Raw genomic sequence first — 23,586 nt, forward strand, 5'->3', positions numbered from 1 at the left:
TTCGTCGGGTTATTGGTATGCCAGCGCGTACCGGCGCGCGGGTACCTGGGCGTATCGCAGCAGGCGGATGCCGCCGTACAGCATCCCCAAGGCGAGCGCGAGAGTGAGCCAGCCGCTCATCTGCGCCAGCATGGTCGCGGATGCCGGCCAGTTGTCGGCCAGGATGGCAAATGGCACGAGGCGTACGACGTTGGCGACGATCGCCACGAGCGGGCTGGCGAGCACGAGGCCGATCCTCACGCCGTGGCGAAGGGGCATGCCGAACGCGAAGGCGTAGGTGACCAGACCGATGGCGGCGATCATCCGAACGCCCGCGAATCCACCCAGGCTGAGTTCGGCTGTCCCGACGATCAGGTCGCGGCCATTGACGTAGGCGGTTACGCCGAGGATCTCAAGCAGCCCCGCGGTGACGGCCAGGCTCCACGAACCCAGGATGTTGCTGACGGGCAGCAGCCACTCCATCGGTGCGGGTGCCAGGAAGAACAACGCGAACACGGCCGGCGACATACGCAGCATCACGCTGCGACCGACGACCGACCAGATGGCACCGATCAGCACCCCGATGGCCCCCAGGTGGAGCGCCAGGGTTGGGCCGAAGGTGCCGGCGAGCACATAAATCAGCCCGGCGACCGCCACGATCACCGGACCAAGCCATAACCCGCGCCGCCCCGCGCTGCGCAGGCGTCGCCGGCGGCACAGGGCGAGCCAGCCAGCGACGGCCGGCACGAGCACGATGTACCCGTTGTCGGGGTCGGCTGTCGCGCTGATGTAGATGTCGCGCCACGCGGGCAGGCAGGCGAGGATGGCCGCAAGCGTTGCGGCGATAGCTTGCAGCGGGGCCCAGCGGCCCCAGGTTGTTGCTTCGACGCTCATGCGCCGGCCCCCAGCGTTCGATCGGTGAGGACCTGTCCGGCCGGAACAACCGCGCCCGGGCCCAAGAACGAACGGGCGACCACAGACTTGGCACCAATGCGCGCGCCGGCGAGGACAACAGCATCCCGGACGCGGCCAGCTGGTGACACCTCCGCACCATCTTCAACGACCTGGAATGGCTCCCCATCCGCTTGGTAGGCCAGCGCCTCGAGGTACTGCTCACGGTTGCGGATAGGCAGGCACACCCGCTCGCCTCGTGCCGCACGGGCCACACGCACTCGGTGCCGCTCGGCAATGCCCGGCAGGCATTGCTCTTTAAAGTCGATGTAGCCCGCGCCGGGGATCTCACGCATCACGGCCGCCGACACGAGCATCACACCCGTTGGGGTACCGTCGTGCTCGGCCAGCAACGCCACGTCGGCTTCCAGGGCGAGCAACCGAGCCACGACTTCAGGCAGTGTTCGCGTGAGCACACTCCCCCCGGTGGCGACGAGCATCATGCCGTCCTGGTCCTTGGCCGCGGCCCGCAAGACGCCGCCGGTGCCCAGGAAGGCCACGTCGTCGGGCTCGATCGTGGCCTGGCCCTCGGGCATGGACGTGGGCTTGGGATTTTTGCGATCGATGAGCACGCGCAGGGGTGGGGCCGAGCCGATGCTCTGGCACAGTTCCTGGTGGGCGGCGATCCACCGCTGGCCGATGGTCTGTTCGTCCAGCAACGGCAGGTCTAGAACGTTGCGCGCGGCGGCCTTGAGCAGCGGGGTGGGCCGGATCGCGCCGGCGAACAGCAACACCTGGCGCACAGAAGCCGTGCCGCTCATGGTCGCCCCGCCCGAGGCATCTGGTAGGGTTGTCGCGGCCTCGGCCGAAGGTCCCATAGCACTGCGCCTGATCCCATCTTCGCGTGCCCAACCCTGTGGGCCCAACGGTACATCGGCACTTCAGCAACGCCAGTGCCGACCGAGTGGGGATCGTATTGGGCAATCCGCTTCGGGCCCAGCCGCTGAGGTTTTTCCGAGCAGTTGCTGGATGCTCCGCCCGAAGTCCTCAGCCCTGGGTCATCGAGTACGTCAGCGGGCCGTTCTGGCCGAGTTCGATGCCAAGGGCCATCCAGACCAGCAGCATGATGGTCCAGACGATGGCGAACACGATCGTGTAGGGCATCATCATCGAGATGAGTGTGCCCATACCCGAACGGGGTGCGAACCGCTGCATGAACACCAGCACGATCACCAGGTACGCGTTGAGCGGCGTGATGATGTTGGTCGTGCTGTCGCCGATGCGGTAGGCGGCCTGGGTCAACTCAGGACTGATCCCTACGAACATGAGCATGGGCACGAAGATGGGCGCGAACAGCGTGTACTTGGCGCTCATGGACCCAATAAACAGGTTGAAGAACATCGTCATCACGATGAAGGCCACGATGAGCTGGTACTTGCTCATCCCGCTGCCGGCCAGCCACTGGCCGCCCGAGTGGGCCATCATGACGTCCAGCCCGCTGTAGCTCATGTACTGGATGAACTGGGCCGCGAAGAACGCCAGCACGATGATCGGTGCCATCATCTCGATGGCCTTGATCATGACCGCGCCCGCGTCCTTGGTGCTCTTCACGTTGCCCACGACGATGCCGTAGACCATGCCCGGGATGATCGTGCCGATGAGGATCAGCGGCGTGATGACCACAACCCACCGCGCGAAGGGCGGCGAGCGCTTGGCCAGCACGACGCCATCGGTGGTCACGAAGCCGGTCTGGGTTGCGTCGGTGTAATAGCCCTCGCCCTCGACGACGATCGCGGTCTCGGGCATGGTCTCGGGTGGCGCGACGGGCTGCCCGTTGGTGTCTTTGACCACGTCGGCGATGGGCACGCCCGGGTAGCTGTGGTCGTACAGCGGCCAGTCCTTGATGACCACAGAGGCGAAGATGACGCCGATGACCACTAGGCCGGCCAGCGTGGCCGCGAGAAGCCCCTTTTGCTCGATGGGGGTGATCTGCTGGCTTTCCAGGTCGACCGCTTCCACCGGCGCGGCTCCACCCTCCTCGATACTCTTGCGGCTCAGCCGGCGTTCGACGAACCACGACGAGGTGGCCCAGCCGACGCCGGTAATCACGAACGTCGAGGCGATCATGAACCACCAGTTGCAGGTGGCGGCGACCTCGTAGTCGGGGTCGATGATCTGCGCGCCCTGCGTGCTGAGCGCCGCCAGCATGGGGTCCAGGCCGGTCACCATGAGGTTGGCGTTGAACCCCGCCGCCACGCCCGCGAACACCGCGGCGATGCCCGCAAGCGGTGAACGCCCGACCGACTTGTAGAGCAGCGCCGCCAACGGTGGCAGCACCACGTACCCCGCGTCGAGGCCGAAGCTGCTCATGATGCCAAGGAAGATCATGGCCGGCGTGAGCAACCGGTTGGGCACGACCTTCATGAATGCCTTGAGCCCGGCACCGATGAGCCCGGTCTTCTCGGCCACGCCGATGCCCAGCATGCCGGTGAGCACGACGCCCAGGGGCGCGAAGCCCATGAAGTTGGCGACCATTGTGCTCAGGCACCAGTAGAGCCCGTCGGGTGTCAGCAGGCTCTTGGCGGTCAGCGGCTCGGCTCCGGTCGAAACCAGTTCGGTCGTCACGGCGCCCGTCTGGGGGTCGACGACCTCCTGGAGCGACTTGACGTCGACCGACCAGCCAAGCCGGAACCCGATGTCGCTGATGACCATTACGATGATCGCGCCGACGAGGAACAGCGTGGCCGCGTCGGGCAGCTTGTTGCCCAGCCACTCGACCCAGTCGAGCACGCCCTTGCGTTTGGTGCTCAGTTCGGGCTCGGCCATCGGGTTGGTGCTGCTCGGGTCCATCGGTGTCTCCCACGAGGCGTGCGGATCGCAGGCAACCTACCCCCGCCGGGCGCGGCAAGCAAGCCCTACCGTGGCCGATGTTCGGGTTGGTGCCGGCCTGAGCATCGGCCAGAACGAGGACAAGAGCATGAGCCAGCCCGATTTCCTCCGCCTGCCAACCACCCGTCGAGACGCTGGAGTTGTGCTCGTGGGCGTGCCCTTCGACGCCACCACCAGTTACCGCCCGGGCACTGCCAACGGCCCCATGGCGATCTTGGAAGCCTCATCACAGATCGACCTGGAAGACACGAGGCTGGGCCGCATCAGTGATCGTGGCATCATGATGGAGCCCATCGAGGGCTGGATCGCCGAGCTGTCGGCTGCCGTCAGGCCCGACGCCGAGGCGTTGATCGAGGTCGAGGGCGAGCCCCCGGTGGACGAGGCGGCCCGCGAGCGCGTGAACGCCGCGGGCGAGCGGGTGCGCGAGTACGTGCGAGATACCGTCGCGAGCATCCTGAAGGAAGGCAAGACCCCCGGCCTAGTCGGCGGCGAGCACAGCGTGCCGCTGGGCGCCATCGAGGCCTGCGCTCAGCACGCTGGCGAGATCGGCGTCCTCCAGATCGACGCCCACATGGACCTGCGTGATGCGTACTGCGGCCTGACCCACAGCCACGCCTCGATCATGCGTAACGCGCTCACGATGGTGCCGGGCGTGAGGGCGCTCGCCCAGATCGGCATCCGGGATTACTGCCGGGAAGAGTTCGAGTTTGCGCGCGCCGCCGAGGACACGTTGGGCAAGCCCGTGACGACTGTGTTTGGCGAGGACATCGCCGACACGGGCGGCGATCCGGTGCTGTTCAAGAACCTTGTCGAGCGAGCCCTCGAGACGCTGCCCGACACGATCTACGTCACCTTCGACATCGACGCCCTCGAGGTGTACTTATGCCCCAACACCGGCACGCCCGTGCCCGGCGGGTTGAGTTTTCCCCAGGCGGCGGCGATCATCAAGGCCGTCATCGAAAGCGGCAAGAAGGTCGTCGGCTTCGACCTGGTCGAGGTCGCGCCCGATCCGGATCCGAGCGTGCGATCCATAGACGCGGTGGTGGGGGCGCGGCTGCTTTATAAATTGTGTGCCATGACCGGGACGTAACCGAGCCGCGTGCGTGAGCACGCGGACCAACCTCCGTACCGCTAACGGGGTTGGGCACTTCGATACATCTTTGGTTGTTGAAGGTTGGTCCGCGAGCTTGCGCTCGCGGCTCGGTAAGAAACTTCCTACCGATCCCGTTCCCGGATCAACTTCAGTTGCAGCCGCGCCCGCTCCATCTGCCGCGTGATGCGCTCCTGCTCGGCCACCGGATCGGGGTGGTCCTTGGGCACGCGGCGGGCTTCGGCCTCGGCCAACTCGGCCTTGGCGTCCTGCTCGTCCAGGTCGGCGGGCAGCTTGGCGCTGCTGGCCAGGATGCGGATGACGTTGTTTGAGACCTGAACGAAGCCGTCCTCGACCAGGTACACCTCTTCTTGGCGCTCGCTGGTTTTAAGGGTGAGCAGGCCCAGGCCAAGCTTGGCGACGATCGGGGCGCGGCCCGGCAGCACGCCGAACTGGCCGTCGTGGGCGGGGATGGAGGCATACTGCAGCGGCTTGTCGGCCAGCACGCCGTCGGGGGTGATCAGCTTGCAGGAAAGGGTGCTCATTCGTGCCCGGCTCCGTCGTAGGAAGTCAACTGAGACCGGCCCAAGGTAGGTCAAGGGCCGGGGCCGCCATGGTAGCGCCATACGCTGGGCCATGCCCGTCCGGGTCGCCCTAGCCCTGCTCGTCTCGCTGCTGGCCATTGCTTTGGCGCTCAGGCTGCTCGTCGCACCCGGCGGTGGGCTGAGCCTGCCCGAAAACTCATGGGTCTGGGGCATCCGCCTCGACCGGGCCATCGCCGCCGTTATCGTGGGGGTCTGCCTCGGCACCGCGGGCGTGGCGCTCCAGGCCATGCTGCGGAACCCCCTGGCCTCGCCAGACCTGCTGGGCATGTCGGCGGGGGCCGTGCTGGCCGTGACGCTGGCCCGGGCGATCGGGCTGGGCATCCGCGACGACGTCGCGGCCCTCATCGGGTCGATCGGGGCGCTCGGGCTCGTACTGCTGCTGGGCCGGCGGCGGGGGCAGGTCGAGCCCGTAACGCTGATTCTGGTGGGCGTGGCCCTCGCCATCGGGCTTGGCTCGCTGGCCAGCGCCGTGCGGGCCATCATGCCGCCCAGCGCCCGGCCCGAGGGTACCTGGTTCTTCGGCTCGCTCACCGAATCGCTCGCGCTGCACGAGGTCGTGCTGGCCGGCGGGCTCGCGCTCGCCGGCGTGCTGTGGGTGGCGTGGCGTGGCCGGGCGCTCGACGCGGCGGCCATGGGTGAGGACGAGGCGCTCACCAGTGGCGTGCCCCTGAAGCGGTTGCGAATAGAGATGGTGCTGGTGGCCGGCGTGCTGACGGCGGTGGCCGTCGTGCTGGCCGGTCCCATCGCGTTCCTCGGTCTGGTGTGCCCGCACCTGGTGCGCATGCTCATGGGCCCGCGGCACACGCCGCTGGTGTTCGGGGCGGCCATGGCTGGGGCGGTGCTGATGCTCGTGAGCGACAGCGTTGTGCGTGTGCTGCCGCTCGAAACTGGGCGTTTACCGACGGGTGTCGTGGTCGCGGTGCTGGCAGCGCCGGTGTTGGTCGTTATTTTGCGATCACAAGCGAGTAAGCCGGTTTAGGCCATAACGTCGATGTGCGGCGCGGGCGTTGGCATCTCGTCGGCCCGGCGATCCTGCTTGAGCTGGGTCGAATCGCTCAGGGCGCTGACCGTCGACCAGACCTCACCGCCAAGATCGCCCGGCGACAGGGTGTTCTGCGCCTGAGATTTCGCCTGCGGATCGGTTTGCGGTGTAGCCTCTGCTTTGGATCGTGTTTGGGTTTGAGACTGGCCTTGGAGCTGGATTCCAGCTTCTTCCGGAGGTTGGGAGGTGGGCGGTGCGGCGGCGACCGGCATCTCAGCCGGTGCGCTCGCGACTACTTGGGGCGCCTCGGGCCGGTCCATGCTCTGTTTCGTGAGCGCCCGTCGGGCGGCATCTTCCATTCGTGTGGCCTTCGACGCCACGGCACGATCGGTACCCGACGGGTCCATCGGTGCCAGAGCCGCGCGGCGGATCTGGGCGGCCTTCTGCACCGTTTCCTCGGGCGTGCGGCCCGGCGATGTATCGATCTGCACCGACCCCGCCACGGCGTACCGCTTGCCGTCGGGCCCGGTCTCGTAGGTGTAGTTTGGCCCACCCCGGTACAGCGCGCCGGCCGCAGCACGGTGGGCCTCCTCATGGCGGCGGACGCGTGCGTCGGTCTCGCGCAGTTCTCGGAGCTTGCGTTCCTCGGCCTCGCTCAACTGCCCAGGTTTCTTGCTCGGAGCGTCATCACGCTCCGGCTTGCTGGCAGCAGCCGCGATCGGCAGGGTGTGGGCCGCGGTGTACTGGGTCGGGGTGTTGGCTTCCGTTGCCGAGAACATGGGACTTCCTGCATTCAAGATCGGTTCGCGGCGCGGGGCGCTGGATCACTTGAGTTCTTTTGAAGGTGATCGCATGACAATCTGTGCGCTTAGTAGGGTTGGGGCAAGCGCGGGCGTCCGAGTACACGCCCGGGTTCCAATAAATTACGAACCGCGCAACAGGGTCGCGCGGTTCCGAGAATGCACCAGATTCGAACGAGCCGGGCTTACTTGCCCTTCTTGTCCTTGTCGGCGAAGTAGTTGCCGCCGAACTTGCGCTGGAACTTCTCGACGCGGCCGGCCGCATCGACGAAGGCCTGCTTACCCGTGAAGAACGGGTGCGAGCCCGACCAGACTTCCACGTGCATGTCGGGCACCGTGGCCCCCACGGTCATCACGACCTCGCCGTTGTGGTAGACCTTGCAGTTGGGGTAGTACTTGGGGTGCGTGTCCTGCTTCATGGCCCGGCTCCGATAGCCCCCGTGGGGGCCCCTGTTGGGGGGTTGCGTTGAACGGAGAGTATATCCGCCAAGCACTGGATGGCCAACCCGGGGTGCCCCAAACAACGCCAGCCGTCAGGCTGCCCCGCTCCGGCGGCTCGAGCCGCACTGGTTCAGCAGGAAACGCAAGATGTCCCGCATCGTCACGATCCCGACCAGGATGCCGTCGGGATCCACGATCGGCAGGGCCGAGATCCGCTGTTGGAGCATGATCAGAGCGGCTCGCTCGGCGTGCAGAGCCATCGGAGCGGTCTCCGGGTGGCGGGACATGATCTGGTGGGCCTTGCGGCGAAGGCTATTGGCGTCCGCCGGCCGCTCGTTGATCGTCCCCGCAAAGGGGCTGACGTTGGCCAGCATGTCCCGGTCCGAGATGATGCCAACCAACTCGCCCTTGTCGCCGGTGATAGGCATGTGCCGGAATCGGTAGCGGGTGAACAGGTCGCGAACACTCTCGAGGCTGTCATCCATGCTGGCGGTGATGACCTCGCGGGTCATGATGTCTTCGATGCGCATCAGGCGTTCTCCGATACAACAGGATCGCTCCACATGGATATCGGCTGGTTTTGGTTGCGCGCGCATCTTCCTACAGTCGTCGCATGCCCAGTCCCGATCGCAGCAGGCCCGGCCAGGGCCCCGATAACCGCCCCGCTGGCCCCGACGGCATCCACGCCCCGTGGCGGATGCAATATCTCGAAACCCTGGGTGACGCCGCCGACACCCCCGCCAACGACTCGGGCGGTACGTTCCTCTCGGCCTACTGGGCCAACCCGCAGGCCGACGAGGCCAACCACGTCATCGCCCGCACGAGCCGCGGCATGGTGCTGCTCAACGCCTACCCCTACGCCAACGGCCATTTGCTGGTCGCGCTGGGCGAGCCAAGGCCCCGGCTGCTTGACTACGAGCCCGAAGACCGAGCCCACCTGTGGATGCTGTTGGAACTCGCCTGCGACCTGGCCGAGCGGACGCTTGAGTGCCAGGGGCTGAACGTGGGCATTAATCAGGGCCGGGCGGCGGGCGCGGGCGTGCCCAGCCACCTGCACGCGCACATCGTGCCGCGCTGGGCGGGGGATACCAATTTCGTCACGACCGTCGCCCAGATCCGCGTCGTGCCCCAGGCCCTCGACGACATGGCGCGGCGGTACCGCGCGACCTGGGTGGGGATGCGCCAGACGCTGGAATAGCCGAGAAAACAAGTACGCGCTTAGTACGTCAGGCCGAGGTCGTACTTGCCGTCCTCGCGGCGCACGCACCGGGCGACGTGGCCCTTGATGAACGTGGCCCGCTGGCCCTCGTCGTACAGGGTCACGCGATCGCCCGGGCTCAGGACCTGGGCCGAGATGAGCCCGATGCCGCTCGCGCTGCTATCGCGCAACTCGAGGGGCAGGAGCCACCGCCCGCCTTCGACGCCGAACACCACGCCCAGGCGCTGGCCCGAGGCCGGGCCGCGCGAGCAACGCCTTCGGTCGAAGGTGTAGGGGCCGGGCTCGATTTCGCTGGTTTGCTGATTCGTGTCGACAGGTTTGAGTTCGATCTGCTGTGCCGCATCCATGACAGTCACCACCATGTGGAAGATTCCGTTCCGCCCCAGGGCCCACCACTCGGCCCAACTGGGGCGATCCCTCTCCTCTCCGGCTCCATCTCCACCAATGGCATCGGCAGCGATGGGGTGTGTGGTTTATTCGGGTTGTCGGTTCTGCGTGAAAATTCCTGAATCGGCGGATCTTGCGCCCCGCGGGCCACGGAGTGGAACACGGACAACCCCAACGGCTGGCCCCGGGCCGCTTTGCGCTGTAGCGATAGGGTTGCCCGGCGCGTAATCTGCCCACGGAGGAGACCCATGGCCAAGACCTCGACCCATCGCGCGGTGCGTACCGGCATCGTTCTTGCTTCGTTCGGGTGCATCGCCGGCAGCGCAGCCGCCCAGGATCTGCTGGCCGACAACGGCCCGCTCTCGGCCATGCCCGGTGCCCACGAGACCGGCGGCGACCTGATCTGGGCCGTGCCCGAGGGCGCGTCGGCCGGCGTGAGCGCCTACTCGACCATCGCCTACCGCCTGGCCGAGGGATTCGAGCTGACCGCCGGCGCGACGATCGACTCGGTCGTGGTCTACGGCTACCAGCAGGGCGCCATCGCCGGGCCGACGACCGACTTCATGGCCGTGGAGCTGTGGGACGGGGTGCCCGGCGCGCCCGGCAGCAGCGTGATCGCGGGCGACATCGAGCAGAACGTGCTGGCATCCGCCGAGCCCACCGACGCCTATGTCGCGATGTTCGGCGTCGACTTCCCGATCGACCGCCGCGTGTTCGCGCTCACGGCCGACAACCTGGGCTGGTCGGTCGGGGCCGGTGAGTACTGGATCGCATGGACGCTCAACGGCTCCATCGACGGTGGGCCCTACAGCCCATACCTGGGCGACGATGCCGAGCCGGTGATCGGCGACGCCATGCAGCGGGTGCTGGGCGCGTGGCGGGCCGCGCGCAACCGCACCGAGGGCGGCGTGCAGGTCTCGCTGCCCTTCGAGGTCTACGGCTCTCTCGCCTGCGTGGCCGATTGCGACGGCGACGGCGAGCTGACCATCTTCGACTTCCTGTGCTTCCAGAACGCGTTCTCGGCCGGCGACACCCTGGCCGACTGCGACGGCGATGGCGAAATCACCGCGGCCGACTTCACCTGCTTCCAAGCGGCGTTCATGGCGGGGTGCAGCTAAGAACTGGCGGATTCGATCAGCGAACGCTGGGGTCGATCAGGCGGTCGATCGAGAGGGTGGTGGTCGAGGGGGCCTCGATGCCGGTGACCACTTCCCAGAAGGCCTCGTCGAAGCCGTCGGGCAGCCAGACGTTGAACTGGCCGGTCGGGTCGTCCGCGTAGGTCTTCATCGCGGCGTTGCCGGCAAACATGGCGCGCTGGATGAGCAGCAGGTCGTCGCCCACGTACTCCGACTCTGCCGACACGCCGATGATGGCGTCGACCAATTCGCCAAAGAGCTGGCGGTCGCTCTCGAGCAGCACGTGCGCGTCGTCCCAGAGCAGGTAGCGGTAGCGGCTGGCCGCCCCGCAGTGGGCGGGGTCGCGGCCTCGCAGCAGCGAGACCACGCCGCGAGGCCCGTGGACGCGCCGCGCCAGCGTCGGCCCGGGGATGCCGTGCTCGAGCTGGGTGCAGAACGATTCGAGGTCGTGGATGTGGCGGCCCTGGAACCGGAAGACCTCGGTGTACCGCTGGGCCTGGAGGAACTGGCCGATCGAGGCCAGGAAGTCGAGCTGCCTGCGGGGCGAGGGCGACCACGCGACGAGGTGGGCCTCGTCGGTCATGGCCAGGACGTCAGCCTGCCAGCGCCCCCCAAGCAGGGGGTTATTCGATTGGCTGGTAAGAACACCCATACCCCGGAGCCTTCCGTCCAACACGCGGCCACATGATAGCCGAACAATTTCCTAATTATTGGCCGCCGGGCAGGGGGCCACCGTTCCTCTGCCTCAATTGTGCGCCGGGTTTGGAACTCGGCCAGCAATCGCCCGAATAGGCAGCGCAACCGACACAAACGGACCCACTTCAGCGGGTTACCGAAGGTCCGCTTTGAGTTATTGTGTGGGTTAATCCTGACTCATCTGGCGTTTGCGCCGCCACTCGGCCCGAGCGTGGCTCCAAGTTCGGACTCGGCAACGTCTTCGGACGTATCAGGGATTGCCGTATTCTTCGCCAGTCGTTTCTCGCCCGAGCCGGCGACGGTGGGGCGATCGTGCCCGGCGGCCTCGCGGCCATCCTCGGTGACCTTGTAGACGATGCCGATGGTGTGCTCGGGCTGGCCCAGCACTAGCCGGTCGACGACCTCGACGCCCTGCATGAGCGTGTGGTCGGTGTTGGCGACCTCGTACTTCCACATGCCGAAGCGGCCGCGGCTGTAGATGCCGTGGGCCTCGAGCCAGGGGATGGCGACCGATAACCGCTCGTCGCGATCGACCGAAGGGGTGGGGTAGCTGTACTCCACGGCGTGGTGCCAGGTGCTGATGATGTCGTCTCGCTCACCCGGCTCGAGCAGGCCGGCGTTCTCGAGACCGGCGATGGTGTCCTCGACGATGGTGGCCGCGTCGACCGGCTTGTGCCCGCTGGCGCTGGTCTCGCACAGCAGGGAGTAGTGGGTGTCGTTGGCCCCGGACTGGTTGGGCGTCATGTAGGGCGAGTAGTTGCTGAGGTAGGTGACGCGGTAGAACGGGCAGTTGTCTTCGGGGAAGTACATCCAGCTCTTAGTGCTCGGGCACGGCCGTTTGAGGCCGATGCCCACCATATGGCCGGCCGAGTGGAGCAGGCCGCCGGCGGCTTCACGCACGTGTTCCGGTGCGTCGCTGACGATGTCGGTGCAGAGGACGTCGAGCGGCATGGCCGAGATGATGACGTCGTAGGGCAGCTCTTCGGTCGAGCCATCGGCGGTGCGCACGGTCGCGACCTTGCGCGAGGTGTCGATGCGCTCGACGGGGGTGGAGAGACGCGTGCGATCCTTGAGCCGCTCGGCGATGCGGTGGTAGAACTCGCCCGTGCCGCCGCGGAGTGGGAACTTGAACTGGTTGTTGGGCCCCCAGCCGAAGTCGTCCTTGCCCTCGACGACGTTGCGCACGGCCCGCTCGACGTCGATGACCGCGACGCGCTCGCCGATCCAGTGCTTGTTCATCATCTCGGGCGGGTGGGCCCATACCTTGAAGTTGTACGGCCGCATGAAGAGTCGCGCGATGCCCTCGCCGAACACGCGGTCGATGAACTCGCCGAAGTTGGCCGCGTCGCGGAAGCTCGGCGCATCGGCGGCTTGCGCATTGATGAGCCCGACGATGCAGTCGGCCGCGTCCTTGGGCGGTAGATAGCGGATGTTGTTCTGGAAGGGGTACGGCACCCAGGTCTCGCGCATACGCACCCAGCTCTCGCGGTTGTTAAGGGCGAAGTCGCTGCCCATCACCTCGTCGAAGACTTTGTCGTAGTACTCGTAGTGGCTGAACATGACGTGGCCGCCGATGTCCCAGGTGAAGCCCGCGTCGTCGGTGAACGAGTGTGCCAGCCCGCCCGCGTAGGGCATGGCTTCGAAGATGGTGAAGTTCTCGCAGCCCAGCTCGCGCAGCCGCCACGCGGCGCCCAGGCCGGTGGGGCCGGCACCGATGACCAAGACGCGGGCGTCCTTGGGCAGTGTCGGCTTGGTCTCCCCGGCTGCGGGGGTGGGCTGGGTCGTCAAAAAACTTCGTCCTCAATCGATCGTCGTGGATCGCTCGAAAGTTGGGATCGATCCCGGTGATCCGTGTGGCATTGCGGATCGATGGCTGGTGGGCACACAGATGTGTGGAATCACCGATTTCGGGCTTGTGTGCCGCAGCGCCGCGGCCCTGTTCGGTGCCCGATAGTTCCCCCGAACCAAGGGGGTGCGAGCGTGATTGCAGGAGATGATTATAAACGCGCGTCGAGGCTGGTGGAAGCCGCCGATGCGGCCAAACAACCCGATTCTGGAGTGCCCGCTTGTGCGCTGCGACTGTCGTGGGCGCTCTCGCGCATCGCGGCGGTGCCGACGCCAGATCTGGCCGAGCAGCTTGCCTGCGCGTTGCTCGAACTGTGCGGCCCCGAACGGGCCGTCGCGGTGCAACTGGGCCGCTTCGACGAGTTCGGTCGTTGGCGGGGTGAGTCGTTCGGTGCGGCCGGACGCTTGCCAGGTGACGCCGTTCTCGAACTCGACGCGATCAAGGGCCTGCCGTGGCCCCGCCCGCCCGCATTCGCGGACACGCCGGCGTGCCTGGTGAGCCAGCCACCGCCCGGCGAGCCCTCGATGCGGATGGTCGAGGAGGCGATGGACTACGCCAACCTTGGGGTCGAGTTGGCCGCTCTGGCCTGTTCGTGCGAGCGTGGGCAGATCGTGCTGACGGTGCAACTCGGTGGCCCGCGTGACGTGCACACCCGGGCGCGTGCGGCGTTCCTGGCCCAGGTGCTGCCGTGGGCGCACGCCATCGCTCGCAAGGCCCTGGGCGAGGGCCCTGGGCTCGAGCCTCGCGGCTGGCTCACCGAGAAGGAACACGTGGTGCTCGGGCAACTCGTGCGAGGCGCCTCGGTCGTCGAGATCGCGAAGACACTGGATCGCAGCCGGTACACGGTGCACGACCATGTGAAGTCACTGCACCGCAAGCTGGGCGTGCGCACCCGGGCGGCCTTGGTCGGGTGCGCCACGCTGGGCGTCCCGCCGCCCGAGGTTCTCAAGTAGGCGGCGCTCGATGGCTTCGGCAAGACTGGCCGAAGCCTTCGCGTCGAGGTCTCGCGGGGCGTCGTACACCGTTCCCAGGCCGCGCTGGAAGAGTTCGGGCTTGATCGTCGGATTGCTGTAACGGATGGCGCTGGGTTCGAGGCGGCGGGTGGGCGAGACGCGGCGGCTGATGAGTACCCGCACGCTGACGACCACCGAGCCCCGGGCTCGGCCCGGGGGCAACGGCAGGTCCGGGTTGGCCAAGGCGTCGGGCACGCCGTCGGGCGGCTGGGCCACGGTCTCGGCGGCCTCGAACTGGATCTCGACGGTGCGGCTCTGGGCGTTGAGGGTATCTTCAACGAGACGGCTGCTGGGCGCGAGCGTCCACGGGGCCAGCACGCCCGCGCCGGTCTTCGGGCGAGAGAGGATGACGCCCGCCTGGGCGTCGACGCGCTCCAACTCGAACAGCCGGCGGCGCAGCTCGGCCTGGGCGACCTCGAAGGCTTGTGCGTAGTCGCTGGCCTGCACGACAAATGTTGCCGCCGCGGACGGGGCATCGGCACGCGGGCCGCTCGCGCAGCCGGCCAGAGCGGTCGCGACGAGCAAGAGTGCGAGACAGCGAAGGGCCATGGCCCAGCGTACGCGCGGCTCAGCCCGCGTGGGCGACCAGGAGCTTCCAGAGCGCCTCGACGGCCTCGTGCGTGGTGTACGTCCCTCCGATGGCCACGCGGATGGTGTAGCGGTCGCGGCCCTCGGCATCGGGCAGCGTGGTGTGGGTCAGCAGCACTTTGCCGGTGGCGTTGGCGGACTCGAGCAGGGCCCGGGTGTCGGTGTCGCGATCGCCGGCCAGCCTCAGGCAGACCAGCGAGAGCGATCGCGGGGCGGCCAGCTCGAACCGGTCGTCGGCCAGGATCTGCTGCTCGAGCCACTGGGCCCATCGCACGTGCTGGCGGACGTGGGCTTGCAGGCCGGTCGCGCCGTAGTGGCGCATGACGAACCAGAGCTTGAGGGCCCGGAACCGGCGGCCCAGGGGCACCTGCCAGTCGCGATAGTCGATAACAGTTCCCGAATCGGTCGCGGTGTTGCGGAGGTACTCGGGGGTGACGCTCAACGAGTCGATCAGCACAGAACGATCGGCCACGTAGAACAGGTCGCAGTCGAAGTTGGTCAGCAGCCACTTGTGGGGGTTGGTGCAATAGCTGTCGGCGTTCTCGAGCCCGTCCAGGAATCCGCGAAACTCGGGGCAGACCGCGGCCGACCCGGCCCAGGCGGCGTCGACGTGCAACCAGGCGTTGGGCGCGAGGTCGTCACGCGCGTCGGCGATCCGGTCGATGGGGTCGAACGCGCCGCTGCTGGTGGTCCCGGACGTCGCACACAGGTAGAAGGGCGTCAGGCCTTCGGCGATGTCCTGCTCAATCATCGAGCGCAACGCCCTAGGGTCAAGCGCATGGTCGGTGCCGGTGGGCACGAGGCGGAGGTGCTCGATGCCGGCGATGCGGGTGGCCTTGAGCACCGAGCTGTGGGCCTGGGTGCTGGTGTAGGTGACCAGCGTGCGCGGATCGATTTCAGGATGTTGTGTGCGGAGGCGGTGGCGGGCGGCGACCACCGCGACGAGCGTGGCCTCGCTAGCGGTGCCCTGGATCACGCCCCCGCCCCCGCCCGTGCTCAGGAACCGCTCTGGCAGGCCGCTCAATCTGGCCATCCAGTCGAGCATCCGCGTTTCGAGTTCGGTGACGGCCGGGCTGGTCTGCCAGAGCATGCCCTGCACCCCCAGCCCGGTGCTGAGCAGGTCACCCAGCACGGCGGGCCAGGAGCTGTTGGCCGGGAAGTAGCCGAAGAAGCCGGGCGATTGCCAGTGGGTGAGGGCGGGCAGGATGATCTCGCGGACGTCGTCGAGGATGGCCGGCCACTCGGCGTCGCCCGCGGCATCGGTGGGGGGCAGGTCGGGCAGGGCGGCCAGCACGTCGCCCGGCTTGGATTCGGAGCGCACGGGTCGGGATTCGATATTGGCGTGGTAGTCCAGGATCAGGTCGAGCGCGTCGTGGGCGAGGGCTCGGAACTGATCTGGGCTGAGGTGGCTCGGGGCGTCGTGCTTGTCGGATTGCTCGGGCATGGGCCAACGTAGCGGGGTGCCGTGGGGATGGGCTTGCCTAGCCGCAGATGCATGAGGGCTTTCCAGCCTTCGGGCGAACTGGAACTGGCTGGTGGGGCGGAGCGGAACAGGCCGTCGCGCACGCCTTTCGTTACGGCGAGGATGGCACTCGGCCGGACGCCAGCAATGCGGAACGCTTGCAGCACACCGAGCCAAGCCCAGAACCGGCTCGGGTGGCGGCTGTGGCGCTTGGCCATCCAGAGCCAGTTGCGCGTGGCCAGGTGGCACCAGCGGACGCTCTTGCGCGCGGCGGCGGGGCTGTCGTGCCACACGACCCAGCTCGGGTCGAACCAGACCTTGCCGGTGCTGCCGAGTGAGAGGGCCAGATCTGTGTCGTTGCGGTAGAGGAAGAAGCCTTCGCAATAGCCACCGACCTGCTGCCAGGCGGCCTTGCGGACGAGATTGCCGCAGCCCATGACCGGCCAGGCGTCGCAGGCGGTGCAGACGCGGCGGGCGAAGGGCCACTCGCTCCGACCGCCGTCGGGGTGGCGCGGGTGCAGGGCGACCGCGGCGATGTCGGCACGATCGTTCAGCAGTTCGAGGGCCAGCGCGAGGGCGGTAGGGTCGGGCCACGAGTCGTCGTCGAGGATGAGGACTGTTCGGCCCGTGCTGGCTTCGACGCCGCGGTTGAAGGCGGCCACACCCGTGTTTTCCGAAAGTTCGACGAGGCGGACGGCGGGGCACCGGTCGCGCACGGCATCGGCCGTGCCGTCGGACGAGGCGTTGTCGACGACGATGACCTCGGCGCTCGCGCCGGGCTCGGCGGCGTGCAGGTGCTCGAGCGTGCGCAGCAGGGCGGCCTTGCGGTTGTACGCGACGATGATGATGCTCAGGCCGTTTTCACCGCCTCGGACCTCGCGGGCCATCGGCGCGGGTGGGGCGTGGGCGAAGCTGCCGCCCTGGCGTTTGAGTTTCAGCGCGAGCTTGAAGCCCCTGAACATCGCTCCGATGGCTCGAGCGAATTGGGTTGTGCGCGAGGTCGTGATGGTCCAGCCGCCCTGGGCGTCGACGGCGATCGAGCCCTTGGGGTTGAAGAAATCCGCCCGGCGGGCGCGGGCGCTGACGACGCGGGCGTTGCCCGAGACCTCGCGCTCGGCATGGTCTTGGGTGAGGCCGGGGCGGTCGGGGTTGCCGAAGTCGACACCCTTGGGTGGGAAGCCCATGACGCGGCCCTCGGCGGCGTGGCGCAGGCCGAGCAGGTGCAGGTCGCCCAGGGCGTGCAACCCCGTGGCGTGGAGCGTGGCGGCGCGGGCGGCTTCTCGCATGGCCCGGTGGAAGACGCCCACGCCGGCCTGGGGCAGGGCCGACATGGAATTGCGGGCCGCGAAGTACCGCGCAATGGTGCGCATGCGGTCCCATTGCGGGTGGACGACGACCGAGTCGGGCGTGGCGACCAGCCGGCCGCCGGTGGCCCGAGCCAGGCGGAGTCCCCAGGCCACGTCGTCGCCGTTGAGGAACGTGTCGGGCATCAGGCCGGTCTGGCGGATGGCCTCGGCCGTGGTGAGCAGGCTGCACGCGGCCAGGTATTGTGCATCGATGGGCTGGGTGGGCGGCGAATCGGGGTCAGGGTTCCAGGCCGAGGCGTATTCGCCCGTGCGAGGTTCGATTCGGCCGCCGAGCTCGTAGTACTCGCCGGTGTCGGGGTCCTTCAAGATCGAACCCGCGGCGGCGACGCCGGGTATGGAGAGCGTCGCGAACAGCGCCAGAAGCGCATCGGGTTCGGGGAGGGCATCGCTATCGAGCAGCCAGACGGGATCGTTGGGTTGGGCATGGGTGACGGCGTAGGCCAACCCCGCGTTGTAGCCGCCGCTTCCCCCCACGTTGGTGGGCAGGCGGAGGTGATGGCACGTCCAAGGGCCTGGGCACGGGCTTGGGATTGGGGATGCCCCGAGCGAATCGGCCATCGAGGGCTCGCTGGCATTGTCGACCAGGACCAGCGTGGGGGTCGGATTGGGGGGCAGCTTGAGGCCCGCCAGGGCCCGGCAAAGGTTTTGGGCGTCGGTGGGCCGATTGAAGCATGGGCTGATAACCCAGAGCCCTTGGGGGGCTGGGGTATCGGCTCGGGCCTCGTGGGACGCGGGTTGTTGGCCGTGATCGGTCAACCGTTCCATGGTTGGGAGCGTACGGCACTGTAGAACAAATGGGGACAGGGCGTGCGGGCGTCGGCATTGGCCGGTCGCTAGCATGGAACCCCCGAAGCTGCCCTGACGGGGGCGGCAGCACGCCCCGCCAACTGGCCGATCGGACCTCGGCCCCACGCCCGGCGGGCGAACACCACACGGAGAGCGGAACCATGTCTTTGTACGGACGCGCGTTGGGTTGGATGGATCGGTTGGCCGGCCGGGGTCAGGGACCCCGCGAGGTGGCACTGGTCGAGGCCCTGGAACCCCGGGTGCTGCTGGACGCCAGCTTCCCCGAGATCACCGATCTGGTGGACCCCGAGAACACGGTCGTGCGGTTCAAGACGTCTCTTGGCGAGATCGACTTCGAGTTGTACGACAGCGGTGGGCCCGGTGGCGCGAGCGCCGCGCCCGTGACGGTCGAGAACTTCCTGAGCTATGTCAACACCGGGCGATACTTCGAGAGCTTCTTCCACCGCTCGGTGACGGTGTCCTCTTCCGACCCCGACATCGATGGCGATCCGTTCATCATCCAGGGTGGTGGGTTCGTCTTCAACGATGACGATGGGCTGAGCCGGGTCGAGACCTTCGAGGCGATCGAGAACGAGGCCAACGCCGATCGCTCGAACGTCGAACGTTCGTTGGCGATGGCGCTGGTCACGAGCATCGGTACCGATACCGCGACCAGCCAGTTCTTCATTAATCTCCGCGACAACAACGGCAGCCAGGGTGCCGATGACATCGATCTTGATGCGCAGGACTTTACGGTGTTCGGTCGAGTGGCCAACGACCGCTCGTGGTCGGTGGTGCAGGCGATCCAGAACCTGGAAACGTTCGTGTTCGCCGACATCCTCGTCGACAACGACGGGAACCCCGTCCTCGACGCGTTCGGGCGGACGCAGTTCCTCGACAACCCGGACGCCGACGTGGTGAGCTTCGCGCTCAGCGACGTGCCGGTTCGGTCCGAGCCCGATCCGATCGCTCCCGAAGAGATCCGCAGCACGGCGATCGAGGAGCGATTCCTCGTCCAGGTCAACAGCACGCTGATCATCAAGCCGGCCTTGAGCGAGACCTTCTATACCTTCCTGGTTGGGTACCCCGAGGGCTACGCCAACGACACGAGCATTACGTATGTCGAGCTCACGGCGAACACCTCGGGTGGCGCGGACCCGTTCTATCAGATCGTGCTGCGGTACGAGACCGGCGTTCGCGACCAGGTGCTGACCAGCGGCATGCTCGACGCGGGCACGCGCACGCGGATCGCCATCAGCGATCCCGCGCTGACCGACGACGATCCGCAGGCGCGCAAGTTCACGCCGTTTGCCATCGAGGTCCACAGCAGCGCGGCCATGAGCGCCACGCTGACGCACAGCGACTTTGGCGCCACGATGAGCGAGTCGTTCGTCAACTTCGCCGATCTGGATTCGCGTGGGACCGACGCGTTCAACACGTGGGCGTTCGGCGGACTGGCGACCACGAGGGGCGACACCGACAACGTGATGGATCGCGAGTCGTACGTCGTGTGGCAGGCGTTGACCGGTGATGCCGGTACGGTCACACTGATTGTGTACACCGACGCGGGCACCTTCAATACCATCAGCTATCCGCTCGAGGGCCACCGCCGTGGTGGTGCCGAGTTGCACAACCTGTTTGGGTTTGCGACCGACGGGGTGCAGGCCGTCCGGGTGCAATCCGACGTGCCGATCATCGCCGCGATGAGCACGTACGACACCATCCTGAACGCGGCCTTGTCGGCCACCCAATCGATCAACGCGTATGGCGCGCTGGGCGCGATCGACGGCGGGGGCACCGAGGGTGTGCTGGCCGGTGTTCGGTACTCGCCGAGCGAGAGCGAAGAGTCGTATCTCAGCTTCCTAAACAGCCGGCCGGTGGGCACGGTGGTGCAGTTGACCATCAGCGATAGCGACGGCAACGAGGCCACGACGGGCGTTGTGCTGGCGCCGCGCGACCTGGGCTTCTACGACCTGAAGCGGCTCCTGGTTGACTTTGGTGGCGTGTTTACGTCCGACGAGATCCTGACCGTTCGCTACGAATCTGCCCAGCCGGTCGCGGCGCATTACACGGCGACCATTGGTGACGAGACCATGTCGACGGCGTTCCAGACGCAGCTGTCAGATCTTGTTGTCTTGTCGGGCTTCGACCCGGGTGACGATGGCGAGATGATCTCGCTGTACAACCCGTACAGCGATGCGTCCGGCGTGACGCTGAACTTCACCATGCAAATCTACTTCTTCGACCGCGCCCAGTTCGTGTCCTTCGGGGACCTGCCCATGCTGGCGCCGGGTGAGCGTACCGATTTCTCGGTACGCGACTTTAATGACATTCTTTCGACGATCAACCTTGGTGAGGAATGGGGCCGGTACACCATCTTCATTGCCGGCATCGCGCTGCCGATGGGTGGCGGCACGGCGGGGAACGCGGGCCAGTTCGGCGTGTCCGTCTCGCGAAGCGGCGACGATGGGTCCTCCGGTCGCAACTCCGTGACGATCAGCACCGGCACGTTCGCCCAGGGCACGATTCGCGATCTGTCGGATTCGTTCTTCGAGACCGTGCTGTAGGCAAGAGACTCTCAAAGCATGTTTACGGGGCCGATCGCTCGCACAAGCGGTCGGTCCCGCTTCTATTGTGGGCGTTGGCCAGCCGAAGGGTGCGAGATTGTGTTGGTGCCGGCCTTGCCTCGCGCCAGGCGTTGAAGCGAACGCCGCAGCGGTGCGGGGAGCCTGGCGAAGACCGCGTCTAAGTGGCGCGCCAGGGCGACCGCGCCAGACTTGTGGTAGGCGTCTCGCACGGCGTGGAGGTACTGGATCTCGATGGGAAGGCCGGTCTCATCCATCCAGTGGGCGTCCGCGCGGCGGAGGATGGTGTTGGCGCGTGCGGCGGTGTCCAGGGCGTGCCGGTCGAAGAACGCGCGGTGGTTCTCGAGCAAGCGACGGTAGAGGGCCTCGTGGTGGGCGACGGCGTCGTCGATCATGGTCTGGCGGCTGTGGCGCCGCCAGTTGAAGAGCGGCTCGGCCACTCGGATGCCGTGCCAGCCGTGCGAGGCAAAACGCAGCCAGAGATCCCAGTCCTCGTAGCCTTCGGTCATGGTTTCATCAAAGCCGTGGGCGGCCTCGAATCGGTCGCGGCGGATGAGGCAGGTGACCGGGTGGAGGTTGGTGACCAGCAGGAGGATGGGATCCCAATCCGGGACACGCCAGATGACGTTCTCGCCCAGGTCGGTGAGGCGTTCCTGGCAGTAGGCGTGGCTGGCGTGCGGATCGGTCGCCAGGACTGCGTGCAGCCTGGCGAGGAACGTGGGCTCGATCCAGTCGTCGGCGTCGAGGAACACGAGGTGCCCGCCGCCGGCGAGTGCCGCACCGGCGTTGCGGGCGGCGGGTAGCCCGGCGTTGGGCTGGTGGATGACCCGGACCCCCATGGATTCGAGGGCGTCGCAGGCCTCGGGGGTGCTGCCATCGTCCGAGCCGTCATCGATGACGACCACTTCGACGTGCGCGTCGGCCTGGTCGAGGCACGATCGGGCGGCCTCGGCCACGAACCGGCCGTGGTTGTAGCACGGGATCACGAAGGTCGTGAGCGGGAGGGATTGGCTGGCCTCACGGGGCATGACGGGTTGTAGCCCGGCCGAGCGGGTGGGGCGGTTGCCCCCTATCGTCCGGGCGTGCGCGTGTCGTGGACCCTGATTGGGCACATTACCTTCGAGCTCTGGCGGCATGTCCTGCTGATCACGGCGGTGCTCGTGCTCGTGACGGCGTTCGGCGCGACGGTGCAGAACTACGCCAAGGGGCTGCTCTCGGCGGTTGATACGCTGAAGTTCATGGGCTTCGCGGCGGTGCCGATGCTGGCGTACGCCATCCCGTTCGCTGGGGCCCTGGCGGGCACGCTGGCCTACCACCGGCTGGCCCAGGAACGCGAGCTGATGGCCGCCCAGGCCGGTGGCATGAGCCTGCTGACGCTGCTGATGCCCGCGATCGTGACCGGCGTGGTGCTCACCGCAACGCTCGGGGCGCTCAATGAGCAGGTGATCCCCCGGTTCCTCCAGAAAATGAGCGAGGTGGCCTCGGGCCAGGCCGCCGGGCTCATCAGCCGGGCCATCGAGCGGGGCGAGGCGGTGCAGGTCCAGGGCTTCCTGCTGTACGCCGACCAGGTCTTCACGCCCGAGGTCGACCAGCCGGGCATCCAGGACCATCTCGTGCTGCTCGGTGCCCACCTGATCAAGCTCGATCCCGAGGGCAACATGGCCAGTTGGGGGGCGGCCGAGCGGGCCGACCTGCTGGTCGAGGAGCCCCGCGAGGTGACCGAGGCGGACCTCATGGGCCCCAACGAGGTGCCCGGCGCCCTCGGCTCGAGCGTGAGCGTGGTGACCTACGTCGTCAAGGACGCGGTGGGCGACACCGGCCGGCTGTCGGGCAGCCGGGTTGGCGCGTTCCAGGACAAGCTCTTCATGCCCGGCGGCGGGGGAGACAGCCCGAAGTTCCTCACATTCGGCGAGATGCGACGGGCGTACAGAGACCCCGACCCGCTCGGGCCCGTCGACGCGGCCAGGCGGGATCTGGCCTTCCACCTCGCGCTGCGGACGGTGATCGAGCGGACGGTGAGGGAGCTGCGCGGCGGCGGGGCCGTGCAACTGCGTGGCGCGGACGGTTCGACACTGGTACTCCGGGCCGGCGCTATCGGTTGGGACGACAAAGCCAAAGCGTGGCGGCTCCGGGCCCGGGGCATCCAGCCCATCGTGGTCGAGCGGTACCGCCCCGAGAGCGAAGGAACCCGGTCGGTGGACCGCTTCGAACTCGGGGCCGGAACCATCGAGGCGAACCTCACCGGCACGCCCATGAGCCGGGGCATGGAGCTAATGCTCCACGGCGAGAACGTGCGGACGGCGGTGGCCCAGGGCCCGGATGCCGACTCGAGGGTGGGCGGCGTTCGCGAGACGATGACGCTCGGGCCGCTCGTGGTCGCCGATGATCCGGTGCCGGCGTTCCTGGCGATGTCGAGCCCCGAGCTCCTGGCGGCGGTCGAGGCCCACAACGAGCGGTGGGGCAGCGAGGACCAGTTCCTGGCGCCACCGACGCGGGACCTCCGCGAGCGTCTGATCAAGGTTCGCAAGCAGATCCTCGGCAAGCACCACGAGCGGATGGCCCTCAGCCTGTCGGCCATCGTGCTGGCGATCGCCGGCGCGGTGGCGGCCATCCGATTCCAGGAGGCCCCGCCGCTGACGGCCTATCTGGCGGCGTTCCTGCCCGCGCTGGGGCTCATCCTGGTGATCTCGACCGGCCAGCAGATGGTGGACGATTATGGAGGTCTCGGCCTGCCCATCCTGTGGGGTGGGCCGCTGGTGTTGGCCGGGTTGGTCGTGTGGGTGTCGCTGCGCATCGGGCGGCGGAAGGGTTGAGGAAGGGCGTG

The 23,586-nt window shown here is 67.5% G+C and carries 21 protein-coding genes; 7 read left to right on the forward strand and 14 right to left on the reverse strand.

The window, feature by feature from the left end; all coding sequences use genetic code 11:
* Positions 1-9: 9 nt before the first annotated feature.
* From NCW75_01335 to NCW75_01345, 3 genes are all read right to left on the reverse strand, one after another.
* Complete coding sequence (locus NCW75_01335; protein ID UYV12941.1) at positions 10-873, reverse strand: exosortase/archaeosortase family protein; 864 nt, start codon at positions 871-873, stop codon at positions 10-12.
* Positions 870-1,748, reverse strand: coding sequence for a hypothetical protein (locus NCW75_01340; GenBank protein ID UYV12942.1), 879 nt, complete (start codon positions 1,746-1,748; stop codon positions 870-872). The genes NCW75_01335 and NCW75_01340 overlap by 4 nt, the downstream gene beginning before the upstream one ends.
* A gap of 169 nt (positions 1,749-1,917) precedes the next feature.
* Positions 1,918-3,720 (reverse strand): AbgT family transporter, encoded by a 1,803-nt coding sequence (locus NCW75_01345; protein ID UYV12943.1) that lies wholly within the window; start codon positions 3,718-3,720, stop codon positions 1,918-1,920.
* 70 nt (positions 3,721-3,790) lie between these two features.
* Between NCW75_01345 and NCW75_01350 the strand changes: the two genes are divergently transcribed.
* On the forward strand, positions 3,791-4,849 hold the full coding sequence (locus NCW75_01350) for an agmatinase family protein (protein UYV12944.1): 1,059 nt from the start codon (positions 3,791-3,793) through the stop codon (positions 4,847-4,849).
* A gap of 125 nt (positions 4,850-4,974) precedes the next feature.
* Here the strand turns inward: NCW75_01350 and atpC are convergent, their stop codons facing one another.
* Positions 4,975-5,394 (reverse strand): ATP synthase F1 subunit epsilon, encoded by a 420-nt coding sequence (gene atpC, locus NCW75_01355; GenBank protein UYV12945.1) that lies wholly within the window; start codon positions 5,392-5,394, stop codon positions 4,975-4,977.
* Positions 5,395-5,485: 91 nt separating this feature from the next.
* Here atpC and NCW75_01360 point away from each other — a divergent pair, with 91 nt between their 5' ends.
* A complete protein-coding gene (locus tag NCW75_01360; GenBank protein ID UYV12946.1) occupies positions 5,486-6,433 on the forward strand; it encodes an iron ABC transporter permease in 948 nt (315 codons plus the stop codon).
* Here the strand turns inward: NCW75_01360 and NCW75_01365 are convergent.
* The 3 genes from NCW75_01365 to NCW75_01375 all read right to left on the reverse strand — a co-directional run bounded on the left by NCW75_01365 (position 6,430) and on the right by NCW75_01375 (position 8,207).
* Positions 6,430-7,215 carry a hypothetical protein gene (locus tag NCW75_01365; GenBank protein ID UYV12947.1) on the reverse strand — a complete coding sequence of 262 codons (786 nt, stop codon included), beginning with the start codon at positions 7,213-7,215 and terminating at the stop codon, positions 6,430-6,432. The two genes, NCW75_01360 and NCW75_01365, sit on opposite strands and share 4 nt — an antisense overlap.
* 206 nt (positions 7,216-7,421) lie before the next feature.
* Positions 7,422-7,655: a 50S ribosomal protein L31 gene (gene rpmE / locus NCW75_01370; protein UYV12948.1), complete on the reverse strand. Its 234-nt coding sequence runs from the start codon at positions 7,653-7,655 to the stop codon at positions 7,422-7,424.
* Between the two features lie 114 nt (positions 7,656-7,769).
* The gene (locus tag NCW75_01375; GenBank protein ID UYV12949.1) at positions 7,770-8,207 is read right to left on the reverse strand and encodes a CBS domain-containing protein; all 438 of its coding nucleotides are present in this window, start codon (positions 8,205-8,207) and stop codon (positions 7,770-7,772) included.
* 83 nt (positions 8,208-8,290) lie between these two features.
* Between NCW75_01375 and NCW75_01380 the strand changes: the two genes are divergently transcribed.
* Positions 8,291-8,875 carry an HIT domain-containing protein gene (locus NCW75_01380; GenBank protein UYV12950.1) on the forward strand — a complete coding sequence of 195 codons (585 nt, stop codon included), beginning with the start codon at positions 8,291-8,293 and terminating at the stop codon, positions 8,873-8,875.
* A gap of 20 nt (positions 8,876-8,895) precedes the next feature.
* On the opposite strand, the gene NCW75_01385 is transcribed toward NCW75_01380, so the two are convergent.
* On the reverse strand, positions 8,896-9,258 hold the full coding sequence (locus NCW75_01385; protein UYV12951.1) for a PilZ domain-containing protein: 363 nt from the start codon (positions 9,256-9,258) through the stop codon (positions 8,896-8,898).
* Positions 9,259-9,531: 273 nt separating this feature from the next.
* Here NCW75_01385 and NCW75_01390 point away from each other — a divergent pair, with 273 nt between their 5' ends.
* Entirely contained in the window at positions 9,532-10,401 is an 870-nt protein-coding gene (locus NCW75_01390; GenBank protein ID UYV12952.1) for a hypothetical protein, read from the forward strand.
* A 16-nt stretch (positions 10,402-10,417) separates the two neighbouring features.
* Here the strand turns inward: NCW75_01390 and NCW75_01395 are convergent, their stop codons facing one another.
* Entirely contained in the window at positions 10,418-11,071 is a 654-nt protein-coding gene (locus NCW75_01395; protein ID UYV12953.1) for a hypothetical protein, read from the reverse strand.
* Between the two features lie 221 nt (positions 11,072-11,292).
* The gene (locus NCW75_01400) at positions 11,293-12,903 is read right to left on the reverse strand and encodes an FAD-dependent oxidoreductase (protein UYV12954.1); all 1,611 of its coding nucleotides are present in this window, start codon (positions 12,901-12,903) and stop codon (positions 11,293-11,295) included.
* Between the two features lie 192 nt (positions 12,904-13,095).
* Here NCW75_01400 and NCW75_01405 point away from each other — a divergent pair, with 192 nt between their 5' ends.
* A complete protein-coding gene (locus tag NCW75_01405) occupies positions 13,096-13,914 on the forward strand; it encodes a helix-turn-helix transcriptional regulator (GenBank protein ID UYV12955.1) in 819 nt (272 codons plus the stop codon).
* Here the strand turns inward: NCW75_01405 and NCW75_01410 are convergent.
* From NCW75_01410 to NCW75_01420, 3 genes are read right to left on the reverse strand one after another with little or no spacing between them, the layout of a single operon-like run.
* Positions 13,825-14,523, reverse strand: a complete 699-nt coding sequence (locus NCW75_01410; GenBank protein UYV12956.1) for a hypothetical protein — start codon at positions 14,521-14,523, stop codon at positions 13,825-13,827. The genes NCW75_01405 and NCW75_01410 overlap by 90 nt on opposite strands.
* A 19-nt stretch (positions 14,524-14,542) precedes the next feature.
* The gene (locus tag NCW75_01415; GenBank protein UYV12957.1) at positions 14,543-16,006 is read right to left on the reverse strand and encodes a pyridoxal-dependent decarboxylase; all 1,464 of its coding nucleotides are present in this window, start codon (positions 16,004-16,006) and stop codon (positions 14,543-14,545) included.
* Positions 15,919-18,156: a glycosyltransferase gene (locus tag NCW75_01420; protein ID UYV12958.1), complete on the reverse strand. Its 2,238-nt coding sequence runs from the start codon at positions 18,154-18,156 to the stop codon at positions 15,919-15,921. The genes NCW75_01415 and NCW75_01420 overlap by 88 nt, the downstream gene beginning before the upstream one ends.
* Before the next feature lie 251 nt (positions 18,157-18,407).
* On the opposite strand from NCW75_01420, the gene NCW75_01425 reads away from it, so the two are divergent.
* A complete protein-coding gene (locus NCW75_01425; protein UYV12959.1) occupies positions 18,408-20,744 on the forward strand; it encodes a peptidylprolyl isomerase in 2,337 nt (778 codons plus the stop codon).
* 62 nt (positions 20,745-20,806) lie between these two features.
* On the opposite strand, the gene NCW75_01430 is transcribed toward NCW75_01425, so the two are convergent.
* The gene (locus tag NCW75_01430; protein UYV12960.1) at positions 20,807-21,790 is read right to left on the reverse strand and encodes a glycosyltransferase family 2 protein; all 984 of its coding nucleotides are present in this window, start codon (positions 21,788-21,790) and stop codon (positions 20,807-20,809) included.
* Between the two features lie 54 nt (positions 21,791-21,844).
* On the opposite strand from NCW75_01430, the gene NCW75_01435 reads away from it, so the two are divergent.
* On the forward strand, positions 21,845-23,575 hold the full coding sequence (locus NCW75_01435; GenBank protein ID UYV12961.1) for an LptF/LptG family permease: 1,731 nt from the start codon (positions 21,845-21,847) through the stop codon (positions 23,573-23,575).
* Positions 23,576-23,586 lie beyond the last annotated feature (11 nt).

This window comes from Phycisphaera sp. (assembly GCA_025916675.1).
In the GTDB taxonomy this organism is placed as follows: Bacteria; Planctomycetota; Phycisphaerae; order Phycisphaerales; family UBA1924; genus JAHCJI01.